Below are 17610 nucleotides of genomic sequence, written 5' to 3'. Positions count from 1 at the left end.
ACCAATCTATCTTTGAATTCATCTCTATGGAAAAATACTTAGACGCGCAGCCGAGTCTGTTCACTAGAAACGACTTATTCACTAAAAGCGCGGTTCTCGTTTTGGCTGTAGTTGTGGCACTGATGGGTACAGGCTGTAGTTTTCAAGCATCTGGCGGTTCTAAATCTACTGTGGATAAAGCTCCCATTAGTAGCAAAAAGAACTTACCTACCTTAAAAATTGGGGTGCTGCCAGCACGCAACCCTCAAGACCAAGAACAGATGATTAAAGCCTTCGATGCCTACCTGGAAAAATCCCTGGGACGACAAGTCGATTTCCAAGTTGCCAAAAGTTACAGTGAAGCCGTTGACTGGCTGGTGCAAGAAAAGGTTGATATTGGTTATTTAGGGCCTTCTACCTATCTGAGAGCGCTAGATCGGGGTGCTAAAGTAGAACCATTAGTCGCTCCCATCGACAGGCATACGGGGCAACCCTGGTATCGGGCGTGCATTATTGTCAGGGTAGACAGTCCCATCAAAACCTTAAAAGACCTCAAAGGCAAGCGCGTTGCCTTTGTAGATAAATCGTCCACCTCTGGGTATCTAATGCCACTGGCAAGTCTCAAAAAACAAGGTATTGAACCGGGGCGAGATTTTGCTCGAGTTCTTTTTGCTGGCAACCATAGCAAGAGTATGGCAGCACTAGAAGATGGCACCGTTGACGCTGCTGCGGCTAATATTTCTTCCTACCTCAAGCGGCAACAAAGCGGCAAACTAACAGCTAAAAACTCCAGAATTATCTGGGAGTCTGCCCCCATACCCCAAGCACCCATAGTAGTTTCAAAGAAACTGCCGATTGAGTTGATCAAACAATTGAAGCAAGCTTTTATTAATACCCCGGATGGGATAGAAGATATCACGGGAACTGAGTCGGCTGGATACACCCTTGTTAGCCCTTCCGACTATGCTCCTATTCAGCAACTCCGAAAAGACCTCAACTTAATTTCCTTGCCTGCACAATGAAGATATCCACAAAATTTTTCACAGGTTCTGCTGTATTTGTCGGACTTATAGCAGCTATTCTTGTTGGTAATACTTTAGTTTTTCAACAGATAAAACAGACTGCTATTGATAAAAATAAACAAAGTACGGCAACTATTAAAGCATCGCTAGAAGCTGAAAATGCCTTGAAATCTGAAATTATTGCCCTCAAGGATGTTGTTTTATTTAATGGTGATAATTCAGAGATGAATCAGTTTAAAACCCAGTTTATGGAGTCCCTTGATGAGTTAGAGATATTAATACCAGATGCTACAAAAATATCTATAATTCGTCGCCGTCACAAGTTTCTTTCTGATATGGCGATTCAGCTAGCCCAGAGGAAACCCAGTGAAACGTATCTGGCTGATTCACAGCAGTATTTCCGCGCTATTAATTCTTTTAACAGAGATATTGAGTTTTTTCTCAAGGATTTGATTGACCTTGCTTATAAGCAAAGCTTTCTGATTGATTTGCAATTAGAAAGATTACATAAAATGCAGAAAAATATCTCTTTTGCTGTTATCGGGGTGATTCTGATTCTATTTATTGGTAAGTTTGTGCTGATCTGGCGTCCGGTAATCAAGTCTTTGCAAAAGTTACAGGTGGGAACGGCAGAAATCGCCGCCGGAAACCTCGATTACCGCTTAAATATCTCCACAGGTGATGAAGTAGAAGACCTGGCTCAAGCATTTAACTACATGGGATTGAAGCTAGCTGAGTCCCGTGAAACGCTACTGGAAAATACTGAATTAAACCAAATAAACCAACGTCTAGAGTTAGAAATTAATGAACGCAAACAAGCAGAAGAAGCTCTTCAAAAACAAACCAGCATTTTGCAATTGCTCCTCGACACGATCAGCGATGCCGTAGTAGTTGCTGATGATCGGGAGCAATTTATTATCTTTAATCCAGCAGCAGAGCGGATGTTTGGTAGTCTGGAAAACAATGCGAAAAGTAAAGATTGGTCACAGCAATATGGACTTTTTTTACCCGATAAGGTGACACCTTTCCCTGAAAAGAACCTCCCACTATTTAGGGCAATCCAAGGTGAGGAATCAGACAATATTGAAATGTTTGTGCGTCATGCTGAGGTACCTGATGGAATTTGGGCAGTAGTCAGTGGTAGACCATTAATAGATTCAAGCATTTCTCTCAAAGCTGGAGTTATTGTCTCTCGTGACATTAGCGATCGCAAGCAAGTAGAGGAAGCTATCCGACAATCAGAAGCACAGTTGAGACAGCAAACTCAGCAACTTGAACGAACTCTAGTTGAACTCCAAAGCACCCAATCTCAACTGATTCAAACTGAGAAGATGTCTAGCTTGGGTCAGCTTGTGGCTGGGATAGCACATGAAATCAATAATCCAGTTAACTTTATCAACGGCAATATTGCTCACACCAGCGAATACGCTTATGAATTAATAGAGCTAATACGCCTCTACCAAGAAGAGTTACCGAATCCAGGAGATATAATTCAGGAAAAGATTGAGAAAATTGACTTAGATTTTCTGCTGGATGACTTTCCCAAAATTCTCATTTCCATGAAAATGGGAACTAACCGGATTAGGGAGATTGTCTTGTCTTTACGCACTTTCTCCCGTCTGGATGAAGCAGATATGAAAGAAGTTGATATTCATGAAGGTATTGAAAGTACGCTGCTGATTTTGCAGAATCGACTAAAACTTAATCCAAAGCGTCCTAAGATTGAAGTTATTAAGGAGTATGGACAGCTACCTTTGGTAGAGTGTTATGCAGGGCAGTTAAATCAGGTTTTTATGAACATTATTAATAATGCAATTGATGCCTTTGATAGTGTCAATAACCAGGGCTTCCAGCCAGATATTCAGCGCGGTCCCAACCAAATAAAAATTAGCACTGAACTTGTTGGTAATAACCAAGTGCTGGTGCGAATCGCTGATAATGGCTCAGGGATGACTCAAGAGGTTCAGCAAAAGCTGTTTGATCCATTTTTCACTACTAAACCTGTGGGTGAAGGCACAGGGTTGGGCTTATCGATTAGCTACCAGATTGTTGTGCAGAGACACTCTGGTAAGTTGCGGTGTGTGTCCGAATTGAGCAAAGGAACCGAGTTTTGGATTGAGATTCCCTTGCATCAGCAAAAGAAGCAGGTTGTATCCCCATTGGAGATGAAAGCCATCGTCTCAAGCATCTAAACAGTTAAAATTAACTTAAAATAACCCATTATGAACTGCGTACACCATAACGCCTGAAAACCCTTAGTTCCTCCTGTCTCTTGCCTTTTTTCAAGCTAAGGTGATAACTGAGATAGTACAAGCTAACAAAATTATGAAATTGCTGATCAACAGAATAAGCTATGCAAAACTTAAATACATTCAAAACTACCGAGTTGAATTTAGAGCTATTTCATCTCCAAAGTAATACGTCTTTTGATTTACCCTTAAATCAGCCTGTAATTCGCATTGGTAAGCCGAATGACCAAATTTCACCGGATATTGATGTTTCTAATTTGCCAGATGCGGATGTGGCTTCTCGCATTCATGCACAGATTCAGGTAACAGGAAGTATTTATTTTATTGAAGATTTGGGAAGCTCCAACGGGACATTTATCAATAACAATAAACTGGAGGCAAGAACTCCTTCTCTGCTTGACTTAGGAGATAGAATCGACCTCGGTCAAGGAGGTAAATTAACATTTATATTTCAATCTAAACAAGCTCGGCAAGTCAATGTTGGTTCTAGCACAAATCCTACAGCACTTCAGCCGCCAATTGCCGATAATAGCAGACTAAATTCAGTAGATAAAACTAGCAAAATTCTCGGCTTGGCTTTGATGGTTGCCGCAATTGTGATTTTAACTGCGAATGTTCGAGTGGGTCTTTTTATCCGCCTCCCTGGTGTCATGGTGTGTATGGCTGGCGTTTATATTCTCTTTCAACGGCGGATAAACCACAACTTAGGATGGCTGTTGCTCGCCTTAGGAATAGGAGTAATATTTTTTACAGCTAATGTCTTTGCATCAGTAAATCTCTTGGTGATTATCAGCGCTGCTGCTTTATTCATTGCCGGTTATCAACTGTTGAGTACCGGGAAAATTTTGGATTATGATTGGCGATCGCTCCTTTTTTTGGTCAAAAAGTGACTAAAATCTAGTTATACCAATGGTTTTGGGCGTTTTTTAGGGGTTTAGGGAGCGATCGCCGAAGCCCATTGCGCGATCGCCTTTTCTTTGACGAAAATTCCCACATACTGAGTACTTTTAGAGTAAGAAGCGAGTAAATTGATGTAGTCAACGATTTGAGATCAAAACTCAAACTCGTGTCAGGAGTAGGGTAATGAAGTATATTTTGTATTTAGTTTCAGTTCTCTTTGCTGGTTCGGTTTTGAGTCAGGCTATCAGCAATCAACCAGCACAAGCTCAAGTAGCTTATGGTAGCTATGTTGGTATCGGCCCAACAGTTGGACTTTCTGAAGGTGGCCAAATTGGTGGAGTCCTTGCCATCCGCTACAAACTACTAGAAAGACCAATTTCTTTCCGTGCCCAAGCTATAGTTGGCGAAAGTACAGCAGTTGTGCCCACAGTTTCTTATGACGTCCCCCTCAACTGGCAAACAGACGCATACTTGGGCGCTGGGGTAGTATTAGCCGGTGGTGCTACACGTTCCCCGGTAGGTAATAAAATTAGTTTTGCCCTGCAACCGGGAATTGATTACATGGTGCCAAATAGCAACACCGTAATTTTTGGTAACGCTATCATTGCCTTTGATGCCTACCGTAATGGTGCCGGTACTGCTTTATCTTTGCAAGGTGGTGTGGGTTTGAGATTTTAATGAGACCCAACTACCCAAAAGTCTTTTTAAACCTCAAAAAATCCTAACAAACATCCCTCTCCTTACCAAGGAGAGGGACAGGTGTGGTGTGGGTTTGAGATTTTAATGAGACCCAACTACCCAAAAGTCTTTTTAAACCTCAAAAAATCCTAACAAATATCCCTCTCCTTACCAAGGAGAGGGACAGGTTTTGCGATAGCAAAACCAGGGTGAGGTTTCCGAGAAGTTATTCTTAATCGAGCAAATTTAATACAGCATTTTGCAAGTAAATGAAGTACAGCTATTAGCGCTTCTAGCCCGCCATTGTGTACCTTATTTTGATGTAATTGGCTGTATTACTAATCTCGCAGCAGCACATACAAATTTTGCTGATTTCCACGCATTAGGCGGAAATCTTCATCTACATAGGTAATATCTGACCAACCACTAAATGAGAGTGCTGCTTCCAGAGGTGAATCATTATCTACTCCTAAAGCCTCTCGAAAAGCAGAATCACTCAAATCATTATTTACACTTTTAACAGAAGTTTCCCAAAATTCAATATTCAAGCGTTTATCATTTTCAACAGTATAGCGTCCGCTAACTAAAGCAACACCTTGAACACCAGAAAATCCAGTAAATTCAATCAAGTTAATGTACTGCTGACCATCCGGATAAATTTCTTGAAAGATTCCAGTAACATTAACTTTCACATTCGGTAGTTTACCAAAAGAAAGACGTTGCAGAGTGGTTTCTTGTTCTAAGCTAAATGTACTGTACAACAGTTGCCATCGTCCTTGAAGCAACTCGATATGATTTGTCGGTTCAGCGGTGGGATTTAGCGGTTCAATTTTTGCAGCTAATGTCTCGATTTGCTCTTTGGTTGCCGGAGTGATGTTAAAGCCAAGATTGGTAGATTGGCAAATAGAAATTAGTTCTTGTTTGAGGTTTGCTAATTCGATAATCATGGTTTTTTGTTAAATGATTAATTTTGGTTTTGAGAATTTTGGAAAAAATCAACTTTTACTCATTTCTATTGCTGCTGGCTGATACCAAGCTTGATAGAAGTCGGGGTAAGTCATGTTTTCAGCGCTGTATCGCACAATTTCCCAGCAACATTGTCTTACTAACCAGTGTTTTGATCTAAATTCTGGTTTTATCAAAAAATCTTTCAACATTTTAACGATAACTTCAAATAAATTGCCTTTAAGAATCTTTTTCAATGAAAAAATAGCTGCTGTTCCTTGATTAGAATCATCACTGCCTTCATAAACCTGTTTTATTAAATCATTTATCACTTCAATTTCGGATCTTCCAGATAGTATATCTTCTAAACTATGGCTATTCTCACTTTGACTATTCTCAATTTCAATATGTTCTTCTCTAAAATTATTTACAGAATAGCAACTTTTGATGTGGCCACTACTGATATAAGATATTAATGTTTTATTCATAATCTTAATATCTTCAACATCACCTGCCCAAGAAGGGAAATCTATATCTATGAAATAAAAATTTTGGAATAAATAGTTAAGATTTTTTATCGCATCTGAGTTATCCTTTTCAAGTATTAACAACCTTAAGCTAACTTCTTCAATAAAGTTTAATAATGCGCCATCATATCCTGGAATAATAAGTTCTTCCTCAACAGGAAACAATTCCTTTAGAATATCCATATGAGCAGATAACAACTTAGTAATATGCTCTATCGCTTTACTGCGATCAGTGTCTTGTATTACAGACCAAGCTTTTTGAGTAAGGATTGGCAAATTCCTATGACAACAATATTGTTTATCATCATAATAACCAAAAGCCAATTTGACAATGTACTCTATAATTCTATCAGGAAAATTAAAATCTTGAAAGTCTCTAAACTCAGCCAAACTAGCTGCTGACATAAAGATTCCTGAAAACAAATAAAAACCTTCGCATCCATCTTTAAATTCCACCATCCTTTTGATAAAGTTTTCCTTTTCATCCTTATTCACATTATCACGCCCCAGCCACAGCAAAATTACCTCTTTCCACTGCGGTTCAAAAATGCGGTATCTGTCGGAAACTGGCTGAGGATTATTGTTGTCATGTTCACGGGGTAGAAAAAAGTCCCAATCATCAATAGCTAACGCTGCAAAATATTCTTGAAACGTGGGATGGTAGAAAGCGTAAACACGCTGATTAGGATTTTTTGCGTCTACACCAACTTGATTAAGCCAGCCAATTTTTAACGCTAATGAAAATAAATCATCATCCTTTTCACCCAAAATCTTCTCAATAAACTTTTCTGGCAAACAAAAGCGATTATTTGCATTATCAGTTCCCTTTAAAGCCAATTCTTCCAATTTGGCGTTTAGTTGCTTTTTCTTTTCTGATGTTATATCAAATTCTTTTTTCTTCCATTTGTAGAATTCATCAACAAACTGCTGATAAAGTTCAGCCTTGGTATCTGGTAATTTACCATTTAGTCCCTGCCAAGTTGAACATAAAAGCATCAACCGCAGAGGATTTTTGACTAAATCCTTAATTCGTTCTTTTCCCGGTTGGTTTAATGCTTTTTGTAACTCATCACCTAATGCAGAGTTTTTCTGGAAACCAGCTTTGATAAAATCGTCTACTTTTTCTTGGCTAAACTGCAATGTGCGATAAGTTTCAAAGCCATCTAGTAAAAATGGGTTTGCTTCCCAAATATTTAGCCGACAACTCAAGACAAGGTGCAAATCTTTACTCCAAGCTTGAAACCCATCTGAAATTACTGTAAGCGGATTTCCGCTATTAACAGCTATCTCATCTACCCCATCCAGCAACAGCCACACTTTACCAGCAGTTATTAATTCTGTAAACTCATCCTTGTGTTTTGATGTAACTGGAAAAATAGCATTTTTTAACCAATCATTCAAAAGATATTCCTGAAAATTGGGTGTTGGGGTGGCGAGATTTCCTAGTGATATCCAAATCGGTAAACCTAAGTTTTTCTCTAATATCTCAAAGGCAATTTTTTGTAAAAGTGTCGTTTTACCTGCACCTGGTTCACCAATAATCGCAATTTTGTTACTTTGCTCAGATTTCAGAACCTTATCAAAAAATTCTTCATACTCCAATTTCTCGGTTTCTTCATATTCTGGCTGAGAAAACCGGAATCTTTCAGAATCATCATCACCAATACGTTTGTCTGGTGGCTTGCGTTTGACTAATGCTAACTTCACATCAATATCATTGATGTTAAATACCATCTCTTCTGCAAGCATCAGCCGTTTGGTAGTGAACTTTTTCTGTTCTTCCAACATGGTGCGGCAGATATTTTGCCAGTCAAACTCACCCTGAGTTTCTTCAGCAGTATTCAGACTTCTTTGATAAATAGCTTCTAAATCTTTAGATTTGTTCGTTCTACTCGCTTCCCAGAGTACCTCAAACTCTTTACGATTCGTTTCTACGTCAGTTAAACTCCAAAGCTTCAGAGCAAATTTCCCTTTATCTGAACCTTGTTTTTGGTTTAAACGCCTGTCATCCCAAATTTCTAATTCCTCCAGCAGTTTAATAACTGTGCCAATTTTATTCTTTGTGAAGGAATCCAGATTATTTAGAACTCTCCGCTGTGTGTTTACCACCAACTCGGGCCTGTTTGCATTCTCTTTCTCCCAGTGGATTTTAAACCCTGGTAAATTGTCGCCACGAGTGAATAATGTTTCTACAAAGTCCCATACAAGTTTTTTGCTACCAGGCCCCTTAGTTAGTTTCCCCATTAGCCAAATATCGAGAATTTTAAAAAAAGTTTGGGGTTACCCCAACTTGGAGATACTACCCCAAACCCATATATTCCTGATTCTAAAGAGTTTCTGCCCGTTTAGCTGGGATTTGCTTTGTCTTACCACCCCAAATAGAAACTGTATCCACCAAGCAATTCATTCAGGTGGAACAACATGAAACCAAATCGTCAAAACCTTGCAGGGAAAACCATCACTATTTTGCTGATTTTGCAAATCCTACTCATTGGCATCGAAGGCAAAAACCGCATTCAGCAAGGAGACTCGGCTATTGAAACTCTCCTGTGGATGATTAACCAATATATCCCGGTACTGCTACGCGCTAGCCGTTTGCTTCCATCTACTGATTCTAAAAAGCCGCATTTGTCAAATATTCCTGATGCAGCGATCGCAAAAGCGGATTAAAAGATGGTAGATGCACCTTGATTAAATCTTAGCCCCCGGCTTACAGCTGGGGGCCTTTATTTTACAAACTTTTACTTCTCAGAAATTTAGCATTTCGTCAATATACAAAACGAAATATATTTAGGAGAATTTTTCGATAATCCGCTAGAATAAATAATACTACTAAATTTAGTAGATACACCTTAATTGAATTATCGCCCTCGGCTTTTAGCTGGGGGTTTTATTTGAGCCGTTTCAGGTTGCTCAGATTTTTTGCCACAAGTTAAATTTGTCCTGATGCAGTGGCAAATCAAGCGCATAACAATATAGTAAATGCACCTTAATTGAATCATCGCCCTCAGCCTTTAGCTGTGGGTTTTATTTGAGCCGTTCCTGATGACTCAGGTTTTAGATTTTCGTAAATACAAAAAAGTTCTCTAACTAACCTAACTCTGCTAGAAATAGTGAGAACTCAAGCCGAGAACAATAGTAGAACTTACGCAAAAATGAGATGAAATCGTCGATTTATTGTAGAGGCAATTGATGAATTGCCCCTACATTTGTCAGTTGATGCGTGAGTCCTAAATAGGATAGATACACCTTAATTGAATTATAACCCTCAGCTTTTTGGCTGAGGTTTCAATGTATCACTTCCCAACTAATAATGGTTAATCTCTGTGTAAAGTTATGGCAAAGTTTTATAAAAACTTACATTTTCCCGGATACAGTGACAACTCAAGTGGATTAATAAAAGGTAGATGCACCTTAATTGAATCATAGCCCTCAGCCATTGGCTGGGGGTTTTTATTATTTAAATTTTCGTTATTTAAATATAGATGGGAACAAACCGGGTGCTAACCATAGTCCATAACCAATAAAGCCAAATAGCAAAGTAATCAAAACGGTGATGACGTAGCTGATGCACATCAGTAAACCGTCAGATTCAATAGTGGCAACGGCTAAAAGTAAAATACCTACAGTGGGCAAGGGGTTGGTTAAGGGAATTGGTGAAATTAGCAATATTGCCAACCAAGAGATACAAAGCCCATTAAATCGCCAAATCCAAGGATGATTTGCTATTTTGCCCCATCGGTGACGAGTAATTTTTTCTACAACCTTGGTGATTCGGTGCAGATTTTGCAAAATTATTTCGGCAAAGCGGCGAGGAAATTCGTAATTGGCGATTTTTTTGGGTAGCCAAGGCGATCGCCTTCCCAAAAGCATCTGCACTGACAACAGCAAGCAAGCAGCACCAAAAGGCCCAGTAAAGCCCGGTGGCATTGGAAATAAAAACGGCAAAACTAATAACGCAATTACCAGACTAAAACCCCGTTCAGAAGTCCCCGCCAAAATAGCACCGAGAGTCAGGGGCTTAGAGGCTAGGCGTTCCAGCAAGGACTTAATATCTTGAGAAAATCTCAGATGCATGTGGTGCGAGTTGATACGAATTGTCAAAATACCTAGCTTGACACGGCTATAACAAATGCACTCAAATTAAATTCCTAAAATCACCTGTCGGTCATCTAATTTTGCCCTCGATCCGCTTGACTGTAAAGCTTTCAGGCAATAAAAAATGCAACACCTGATAAAATTTTAACTAAGCAATTTTCGGGTCAGAGAGAGAATAACAACTGACTATTGAAAACCTTTTATTTATTGTGGCGGTACCAAAACAGATATAGCCATGGGAATAACACGGAACGTCGCTGGGGTGTAAGTTGTAATTTCACCATCTGTATTGATCGGACGTGGTTTACGGGTATACACCTCTATTTCTTTACCCTGAAGGGCGCGGACTTTGCGTGAATGTATATGTCGCCCTTGTCGCATTGCTGGCAATAATAGTATCATTTCCCACCAGTGTTTAATTTCCAAGCTATAAAGATCTAGCCTTTGATCGTCTATTGTGGCATCGTGAACCACTGCCATCCCACCGCCATAATACCGACCATTGCCCACAGCAATTTGCACAGTTTTCACCTGTATCGAGGTGTCTTTGATGCGAATCTCTGCACTAAAGGGGCGAGATTCCCAAATTACTTGCAATGCAGTGGCAGCGTAAGCAAATATTCCCCAACGGCGCTTGACTTCTTTGGTTAGTTTCTCGGTAATTTTGACACTCAGTCCCATACTGGCAACGTTAAAAAAGTGCTTACCATTCACCCACCCCAAATCAATGCGTTTCATTAGTCCGTGGGCAATAATTTCGCAAGCTTCGGGTAAGGAATTAGGAATTCCCAAAGTCCGCGCTAAGTCGTTAGCAGTTCCCAAAGGTAAAATTCCCAAGGGCAGTTGGGTCTCAACTAAAGCATCGACTACGATATTGAGAGTACCATCACCACCGCCAACAATTACCAAGTCAATTTCATGCTGGTAGCGCCGGACAATATCACAGAGGCGTTTGGGTTCTTCTGTGGATTCCTCAATCACATCAAAACCGAGTGTCTTCAGATAATGTATGGCTTCAAAGAGATACTTTTGTCCTTGACGGGCATGACGATTTACTAGCAGCAATGCGCGGGGACTAATGGGTAGTACCCTTTGTAGTTGAGATGTTGAATTATCCACGTCCATATACCCTGCTTGAATTTGACTATCAAACCGTAGTGGGTTGTTATCCAAGTTACCAACAATTCAGATTGTTAATGTTGATTAACTCCTTACTATCTGGTTTGATCTAGTTTAGCTTTAATCACTATTGATAGCTTTATTCCTAGAGAATGGTTTAATTAAGCAAAACCCTAACTCTTATCTAATACGCTTCAATTAAAAGATTCCCCCGACACCCTAGGCCTTAATTATCGGAAAATCGAGTTTTATTCGAGAATTAACGGTCTGAAAACATAAAATCCAACATTCCCAATATTTTGTTGAATAATGCTTGCGCTTAACTCAGGCGACAGGTTATCTTAAGTCTCATTTAAATAAATATTTTGGCTCATTAAAAGTATCATTATTGTACTCTTTTTGGATACACTTTAGACAAGTAAAATCAATTTTTTTGGTATTAAATTTATGACTTTACCGTGATCCACCGAATGCCCCTTCCTCAACGCAGTAGGGAGGGGATGAAAGGTGGGTTAAAATCTCCACGTTCTTGAATCATCGTTTGGCATCGCAAAACGAGAAAGAGAACAGTGAAGATTTTAACATTTTCTGTTTCTGTGTTATACTTACGCTATTAAGTTGGGCGTAAAGATGCTGGTATTTGAAGCAAAACTCGAAGGAACTAACGAGCAGTACAGGAAGCTAGATGAAGCTATCCGTACTGCTCGTTTCGTTCGCAACAGTTGTGTTCGATACTGGATGGATAATCAGGGTATTGGTAAATATGAGTTAAGTGCATATTGCGCTGTACTTGCTGCCAATACTGATTTTCCCTTTGCTGCCAAGCTCAACTCAATGGCAAGACAAGCTTCTGCTGAAAGAGCTTGGTCTGCAATCGCTCGGTTTTTTGATAACTGCAAAAAAGGTAAACCAGGAAAAAAGGGCTATCCAAAATTCAAGAAGGAACAAACGCACGGATCTGTTGAATATAAAACCTCCGGGTGGAAGCTTTCTGTTGACCGCAGATACATCACTTTTTCGGATGGATTTAAGGCAGGAAGTTTTAAGTTGTGGGGAACTCGTGACCTGCATTTCTACCAACTTAAACAGGTCAAGAGAGCGCGAGTCGTGCGCCGTGCTGATGGTTATTATTGCCAATTTTGCATTGATCATCAGCGGGTAGAAAGACGAGAACCAACGGGAAAAACTATTGGTATTGATGTGGGATTAAACCACTTTTATACAGATAGTAATGGGGAAACAGTTGCCAATCCTAGACATCTTCGCAAAAGTGAGAAGTCTTTGAAGCGACTGCAACGCCGAATGTCTAAAACTAAAAAGGGTTCTCGGAACAGAATTAAGTTTAGAAATAAGCTGGCTCGTAAACACCTCAAAGTAAGTCGTCAGCGTAAAGACTTTGCCATTAAAACAGCAAGGTGCGTGGTCAGGTCTAACGACCTTGTGGCGTATGTAGGCGCTTCGCCGTGCCGAAGGCTGGATTTGATGGTCCGGAATATGATTAAGAATCATCACTTGGCTAAGTCAATTAGTGATGTATCATGGTCGCTGTTTCGTGAATGGGTTGAGTATTTTGGTAAGGTGTTTGGTGTGGTAACTGTTGCTGTACCTCCCCACTACACCAGCCAAAATTGCTCTAATTGTGGTGAAGTTGTGAAGAAAACTCTTAGCACCAGAACTCATGTATGCCCTCATTGTGGGCATACCCAAGATAGAGACCAGAATGCAGCACGCAACATCTTAGAAAAAGGACTGAGTACGGCGGGTCACGTCGGAACTAACGCCTCTGGAGAGACTGATCAATACTTGGGTGAAGAAACTCCTCCAAGCAAATCAACTCGTGGAAAGAGGAAATCTCAAGAGTGATCTTTAGAATCTCCACCTTCAACGAAGTAAGGTGGGGAGAATGTCAAGTAAGTTTATCGTATTTATATTTGCTAAATATTGAGATTAAGAATTATGTAGAGATGATTTACGAGTGAGCGATCGCTAATTTTCAGGTGGCACAGCTAAATCCAGCCTTTGATTTCACTGTCTGTAAGAGAACGTCCGATTTTCAGATATTCCCGCTGTGATGCTTGTACTAAATGGCTCATGCGTACAGCTTTCCTGCCATCGGCAGCCAGAAAAGCGGCATTTAAAGCAATGTTGCGGATATTGCCGCCGGAGACATTCAGCTTGGCAAGTTTATCAAAAGCTATATCTTCTGTAGGGGTTTGGGGAGGAAAGGCACGTTGCCAAATCTCCGCCCTAGCTTGAGTATCAGGGAAAGGAAACTGCACCATAAACCGGATGCGGCGGCTAAAAGCTTGGTCTAGAGAGTCTTTCAGGTTAGTGGTGAGAATAGCCAAACCTTGGTAAGCCTCCATCCGTTGCAGCAAATAGGCAACTTCTACATTAGCATGGCGGTCGTGACTATCTTTCACCTCCGACCGTTTGCCAAAAATCGCGTCAGCCTCATCAAACAATAATACCGCTCCCCCCGTTTCCGCCGCATCAAAAATTCGCCGCAGGTTCTTTTCCGTTTCCCCAATGTATTTACTCACCGTTGCACTCAAATCAATGCGATATAAATCTAGGCGAAACTCCCGCGCTAGCACTTCAGCTGCTAGAGTTTTACCAGTACCGCTTTGTCCGTGAAACAACGCACTGATACCTAATCCCCGTCCCCCTTTTTTGGCAAAGCCCCAGTCTTGGTACACCTGGGAACGATGACGGAGATGGGTAGCAATTTCTTGAAGAATCCGTTTTTCACGTTCTGGTAGTACCAAATCTTCCCAAGTGGCGCTAGATTCCATCCGTTGGGCTAAATCATCTAAATGGGGGCGGGCTTGCGATCGGCAAAAATTCCAGATTTGGGTTTTCAAAGCTTCCTTTTCTTCCCCATTGCCTTGATTGTTGACGTGTAAACAGGCAGCTTGGATAGTTGCAGTAGAGAGATTGAACTGAGAGACAATGGCATTCACATCACCATTTAACTCCCCAGCATTAGCACCGAGATGGGTTTGCCAGAGATTGAGTTGTTCTTGATGCGTCAAAGGTGGGACATCATGGGTGAGGAGAGGGCGCTGGCGTTGTCGCAGACGTTCTTGAGTGCTGACAATTAATAAGCTATTGATACCCTCAATAAATTGGGCGAGAGTTGCTGCCCGCAAAGGATCGGCTGGGCTGATGGTATCGCAATCTAATAAAAGTACACAGTTAGTCAAAATCGCTTCCCGATGCCAGCGTTGCAACAGGTGATGGCATTCATCAGGGGAAGTGGGGAGGAATTCCGCAGACATCTGCATCAGATTGCAATCAAATTGCTGACAAGCAACAGCGGCAATCGATTGCTTAGAAGTGATATCTGCGCCACAAAGTTGAAAGATCGGCAAAGAAGCAGAACTAGAAGTCTGCAACCAAGCAGTAGAGATTTGGTTGGCGAGGTGTTGGTGAGATGGTGCAAGAACCGCTACATCTGTGGAGATTGGACGGATAAGACCAGATAGTTTGGCGTCGATTTCTGGTTCCCCCAGGAGATAGCAGAGAATGCGGTGGTCAATTCGCAGGGGAGACTGTGTGAAAGAAAGCCCTTCACCGACTTGAACCAACTGCCAACCCAGCAAGGGAGAACGAGAAGAGACAAAGCGGAAATCTGCTCTTGGAAAAGCTGCTACGGCTAAAGCGAAGGTGGGATAGGTTTGGTAAGGAGAGACTTGGGCGCAAATATCACTGAAATCAGGGTCAAGTTCCATACCCAAACATAGCAGCAAAATATCCCGCTCAAAGGGAGAGATGTTAAAAAGATGACAAAGCTGATTGAGAGATGAAGAGGAGGTTGTTTCAGGAAGTGATAGCGACTCAGTTTCAGGCGTTGGGGAAGAAGTGCCTTGATCTATACATTTTTTGAGCATCCCCCTGATGCGAGTTAGTTCAACAAACAAATTTTTGAGGTTATCTGGCGACCAATTGGGGGAGGTGGAGTTAGTCATAGGGCAGAAAGAATATTTTCTACTGAGAGAATAAAACAATTACTGAAAAATAGTTACTAAGCAATAGTACAGGCATTATTATCTAAAAAGTATAAGCAAACAAGTGAATAGAAAAAGTTTTGTCAGTTCCACCCCAACTCATTCAGGAACAAGATGTATAAACCCAAGCAGCCAAGCCAATCTAGAATCCCCACCACTGCCCCAAAAACCAGCAAAAATAAATATGCACCAGATACTTTTACAGTCCAGCCCAAAGGGTTAGATAATTCTCAAAAGCAACAAGAGCGACGAAAATATAGTTCTGATGCGGTAGACCGGATAGCAGCGAAAGTGACGGGTGGAAGTGTGCGATCCTGCCGTAGTTATACCTGAAGGGACTGCACTCTCAATTCCCAAGGTTCAAGGAGGATTTTTCGTTGACCACTCGGCGGCTAATCCAGGTGCTATACCTCGCACTAACACTACAGATAAGGAAGTACCACCCAATTATCGAAACTACTGGCCAAATTCTAGTAGCAGTCAAGACGGTTCCAAGCAGGGGAAAAATATCCAAGAGGCAAGTCTCTGGGACTACCCCGGCGGTGGGCCAAAGTTCCATATTGGCTTTAACTTTGAAACAGTAGCACGCTCGGAGGATGTGGGTATCGATTATGGCACTATCCACTGGAACTTTAAACTCCAGAGCGGTACAGTAAAAGATGAGTCTTTCCACGTCGAGAAAGGAACTTCAGAAACTTTCCAGGCGGGGTTGCAGGAGTTTAATAAGTTTTACAAGAACCCGCATACCGTTATGAAGGGTGAAACTCTGGCGAATATTTCCAAAAACTATTACGGAAAGCCGGATAGATGGCAGGATATCTACAAAGCCAATAAAGACATCATCAAAGACCAAAATAATATCAAACCTGGATTAAAACTTCGCATTCCTGATTTCAGCGCATGAACACCTTAGTTTTTGGTTTATGTCTCACTCTTCTAGCGATTGGTAACTGTCAACTACCCAGCCAAGCAGCCAATCAGGAAAAGGTTTTACTAATGAAGAATATTTCCATGACAGACAAAGAACAAGACGCCGCCCGTTACCTTGCAGACCTAGACAGCCCCGATCAATATGTGCGCTCCCAGGCTGCTGTAAAATTGCAACGAATGGGTCATCCACAAGGTTTGGAGGCTTGCTTACGTACTTTGAATGATGGAGAAGATGAACTCCACTTGGACTACACACCAGCCGTGTTCTGCCTCGCGGAGATCGGCAAACCAGCCCTTGCTTCTCTGTTAGACCGCCTACTAGACAATGATGAAATTACTCGGTTGCGGGCACAGCGAGCAGTAGAGGGGATTACTACTAGGCTGCTGGCAAATGGGGAAAACGAGAGTGATGTACAGGTAAGTTGGAGGAAGTGGTGGAAAGAGATGGGGTATTCTTACGATGCAGATCCAGAAAGTAGACGAGCAGGTCTAGCACGGCTGAGGGCTTGGATGGAGTCGTTAAACTGAGAGAATTAAAAAAGCTTAGGCTCTCGCCGGTTCTGCCGACAAAGAAATTCCTGGACAAAAACGGCTACGCATTGCTACACCCAGCGCGACAATAACAATTCCGCTTTATGACTACATGATACAAACTGATGCATCTGCCAAAGGTGAGCAAGGGAAAGCTAATAACCGCCCAGTTAAGATAGGTGAGTGGTACTACTTCTACAATCATCCCAAATATCTACTCAAGCACCCCGCAGGTGAATGGCAAGGGGAAAATTCGATTTACATGGGGAAAGATGATAAGGGGACGCAACTGTGGTCTGGCCTGGGAACGGTGAATTCTGCCTAAACCGACACGAAGGTCACTGAGGATGAAATGTTATCTCAGATGGTGGATGCCTACAGTGGTGAGCGAGATCCAGATGACAATAAAAAGTTGGAGGGCATCAAACAAGACAATGGAGGTGAATTGCCGAAAGAATATGTCTTCGAAGATGAAGGTGGTAAAGTGCCAAGAGAAATTGATAAAAAGCGAATTCTTAATGATCCTCCTTATACAATCGACAAGGTAACTCGTAAAGGAGGGTTCAGCGCGGGTGATGGTGCAACACTTAACGTTGATAAGGTGAAGGCTTTGAGAGGTTAG

At 41.3% G+C, this 17610-nt stretch carries 16 protein-coding genes; 11 read left to right on the top strand and 5 right to left on the bottom strand.

Annotation, left to right across the window (positions count from 1 at the left end; translation table 11 throughout):
- The first annotated feature begins 26 nt into the window (after window positions 1-26).
- From CYLST_RS03255 to CYLST_RS03240, 4 genes are all read left to right on the top strand, one after another.
- Window positions 27-1001: a substrate-binding domain-containing protein gene (locus CYLST_RS03255; protein WP_015206268.1), complete on the top strand. Its 975-nt coding sequence runs from the start codon at window positions 27-29 to the stop codon at window positions 999-1001.
- Window positions 998-3193 (top strand): ATP-binding protein, encoded by a 2196-nt coding sequence (locus tag CYLST_RS32135; protein WP_015206267.1) that lies wholly within the window; start codon window positions 998-1000, stop codon window positions 3191-3193. Before CYLST_RS03255 ends, CYLST_RS32135 begins: the two co-directional genes overlap by 4 nt.
- Window positions 3194-3354: 161 nt before the next feature.
- Window positions 3355-4140 carry an FHA domain-containing protein gene (locus tag CYLST_RS03245; RefSeq protein WP_015206266.1) on the top strand — a complete coding sequence of 262 codons (786 nt, stop codon included), beginning with the start codon at window positions 3355-3357 and terminating at the stop codon, window positions 4138-4140.
- Between the two features lie 193 nt (window positions 4141-4333).
- Window positions 4334-4828, top strand: a complete 495-nt coding sequence (locus tag CYLST_RS03240) for a hypothetical protein (protein ID WP_015206265.1) — start codon at window positions 4334-4336, stop codon at window positions 4826-4828.
- 338 nt (window positions 4829-5166) lie between these two features.
- Here the strand turns inward: CYLST_RS03240 and CYLST_RS03235 are convergent, their stop codons facing one another.
- A complete protein-coding gene (locus tag CYLST_RS03235) occupies window positions 5167-5775 on the bottom strand; it encodes a PAP/fibrillin family protein (protein ID WP_015206264.1) in 609 nt (202 codons plus the stop codon).
- A 48-nt stretch (window positions 5776-5823) separates the two neighbouring features.
- Window positions 5824-8544: an NACHT domain-containing protein gene (locus CYLST_RS03230; RefSeq protein ID WP_015206263.1), complete on the bottom strand. Its 2721-nt coding sequence runs from the start codon at window positions 8542-8544 to the stop codon at window positions 5824-5826.
- A gap of 177 nt (window positions 8545-8721) precedes the next feature.
- Here CYLST_RS03230 and CYLST_RS03225 point away from each other — a divergent pair, with 177 nt between their 5' ends.
- Complete coding sequence (locus CYLST_RS03225; protein ID WP_015206262.1) at window positions 8722-8970, top strand: hypothetical protein; 249 nt, start codon at window positions 8722-8724, stop codon at window positions 8968-8970.
- A gap of 801 nt (window positions 8971-9771) precedes the next feature.
- On the opposite strand, the gene CYLST_RS03220 is transcribed toward CYLST_RS03225, so the two are convergent.
- Both CYLST_RS03220 and CYLST_RS03215 read right to left on the bottom strand, forming a co-directional pair.
- Window positions 9772-10377: an exopolysaccharide biosynthesis protein gene (locus CYLST_RS03220; protein WP_015206261.1), complete on the bottom strand. Its 606-nt coding sequence runs from the start codon at window positions 10375-10377 to the stop codon at window positions 9772-9774.
- A gap of 225 nt (window positions 10378-10602) precedes the next feature.
- Window positions 10603-11523 (bottom strand): lipid kinase, encoded by a 921-nt coding sequence (locus tag CYLST_RS03215; RefSeq protein ID WP_015206260.1) that lies wholly within the window; start codon window positions 11521-11523, stop codon window positions 10603-10605.
- 624 nt (window positions 11524-12147) lie between these two features.
- Here CYLST_RS03215 and CYLST_RS03210 point away from each other — a divergent pair.
- Complete coding sequence (locus CYLST_RS03210) at window positions 12148-13380, top strand: RNA-guided endonuclease InsQ/TnpB family protein (protein WP_015206259.1); 1233 nt, start codon at window positions 12148-12150, stop codon at window positions 13378-13380.
- A 143-nt stretch (window positions 13381-13523) separates the two neighbouring features.
- Here the strand turns inward: CYLST_RS03210 and CYLST_RS03205 are convergent, their stop codons facing one another.
- Entirely contained in the window at window positions 13524-15488 is a 1965-nt protein-coding gene (locus CYLST_RS03205; RefSeq protein WP_015206258.1) for an ATP-binding protein, read from the bottom strand.
- Window positions 15489-15641: 153 nt separating this feature from the next.
- On the opposite strand from CYLST_RS03205, the gene CYLST_RS03200 reads away from it, so the two are divergent.
- The 5 genes from CYLST_RS03200 (at window position 15642) to CYLST_RS03180 (ending at window position 17610) form a co-directional block, all read left to right on the top strand.
- A complete protein-coding gene (locus tag CYLST_RS03200) occupies window positions 15642-15860 on the top strand; it encodes a hypothetical protein (RefSeq protein ID WP_015206257.1) in 219 nt (72 codons plus the stop codon).
- Entirely contained in the window at window positions 15826-16431 is a 606-nt protein-coding gene (locus CYLST_RS32130) for a LysM peptidoglycan-binding domain-containing protein (protein ID WP_015206256.1), read from the top strand. Before CYLST_RS03200 ends, CYLST_RS32130 begins: the two co-directional genes overlap by 35 nt.
- The gene (locus CYLST_RS03190) at window positions 16428-16985 is read left to right on the top strand and encodes a HEAT repeat domain-containing protein (protein ID WP_041232942.1); all 558 of its coding nucleotides are present in this window, start codon (window positions 16428-16430) and stop codon (window positions 16983-16985) included. The genes CYLST_RS32130 and CYLST_RS03190 overlap by 4 nt, the downstream gene beginning before the upstream one ends.
- Window positions 16986-17100: 115 nt before the next feature.
- On the top strand, window positions 17101-17313 hold the full coding sequence (locus CYLST_RS03185) for a hypothetical protein (protein WP_015206255.1): 213 nt from the start codon (window positions 17101-17103) through the stop codon (window positions 17311-17313).
- A gap of 27 nt (window positions 17314-17340) precedes the next feature.
- Window positions 17341-17610 (top strand): hypothetical protein, encoded by a 270-nt coding sequence (locus CYLST_RS03180; protein WP_015206254.1) that lies wholly within the window; start codon window positions 17341-17343, stop codon window positions 17608-17610.

Source organism: Cylindrospermum stagnale PCC 7417, assembly GCF_000317535.1.
Classification (GTDB): domain Bacteria; phylum Cyanobacteriota; class Cyanobacteriia; order Cyanobacteriales; family Nostocaceae; genus Cylindrospermum; species Cylindrospermum stagnale.
Note: the sequence above shows the minus strand (reverse complement) of the source record. Positions and strands in the feature narration are given on the sequence as shown.

Bases quoted from the DNA above. Each gene is read 5' to 3' on its own strand.
- CYLST_RS03190 (WP_041232942.1), top strand. From the start codon at position 16,428: ATGAACACCTTAGTTTTTGGTTTATGTCTCACTCTTCTAGCGATTGGT.
- CYLST_RS03215 (WP_015206260.1), bottom strand. From the start codon at position 11,523: ATGGACGTGGATAATTCAACATCTCAACTACAAAGGGTACTACCCATT.
- CYLST_RS32135 (WP_015206267.1), top strand. From the start codon at position 998: ATGAAGATATCCACAAAATTTTTCACAGGTTCTGCTGTATTTGTCGGA.
- CYLST_RS03225 (WP_015206262.1), top strand. From the start codon at position 8,722: ATGAAACCAAATCGTCAAAACCTTGCAGGGAAAACCATCACTATTTTG.
- CYLST_RS03235 (WP_015206264.1), bottom strand. From the start codon at position 5,775: ATGATTATCGAATTAGCAAACCTCAAACAAGAACTAATTTCTATTTGC.
- CYLST_RS03240 (WP_015206265.1), top strand. From the start codon at position 4,334: ATGAAGTATATTTTGTATTTAGTTTCAGTTCTCTTTGCTGGTTCGGTT.
- CYLST_RS03255 (WP_015206268.1), top strand. From the start codon at position 27: ATGGAAAAATACTTAGACGCGCAGCCGAGTCTGTTCACTAGAAACGAC.
- CYLST_RS03180 (WP_015206254.1), top strand. From the start codon at position 17,341: ATGTTATCTCAGATGGTGGATGCCTACAGTGGTGAGCGAGATCCAGAT.
- CYLST_RS03200 (WP_015206257.1), top strand. From the start codon at position 15,642: ATGTATAAACCCAAGCAGCCAAGCCAATCTAGAATCCCCACCACTGCC.
- CYLST_RS03210 (WP_015206259.1), top strand. From the start codon at position 12,148: ATGCTGGTATTTGAAGCAAAACTCGAAGGAACTAACGAGCAGTACAGG.
- CYLST_RS03185 (WP_015206255.1), top strand. From the start codon at position 17,101: ATGATACAAACTGATGCATCTGCCAAAGGTGAGCAAGGGAAAGCTAAT.
- CYLST_RS03205 (WP_015206258.1), bottom strand. From the start codon at position 15,488: ATGACTAACTCCACCTCCCCCAATTGGTCGCCAGATAACCTCAAAAAT.
- CYLST_RS03230 (WP_015206263.1), bottom strand. From the start codon at position 8,544: ATGGGGAAACTAACTAAGGGGCCTGGTAGCAAAAAACTTGTATGGGAC.
- CYLST_RS03220 (WP_015206261.1), bottom strand. From the start codon at position 10,377: ATGCATCTGAGATTTTCTCAAGATATTAAGTCCTTGCTGGAACGCCTA.
- CYLST_RS03245 (WP_015206266.1), top strand. From the start codon at position 3,355: ATGCAAAACTTAAATACATTCAAAACTACCGAGTTGAATTTAGAGCTA.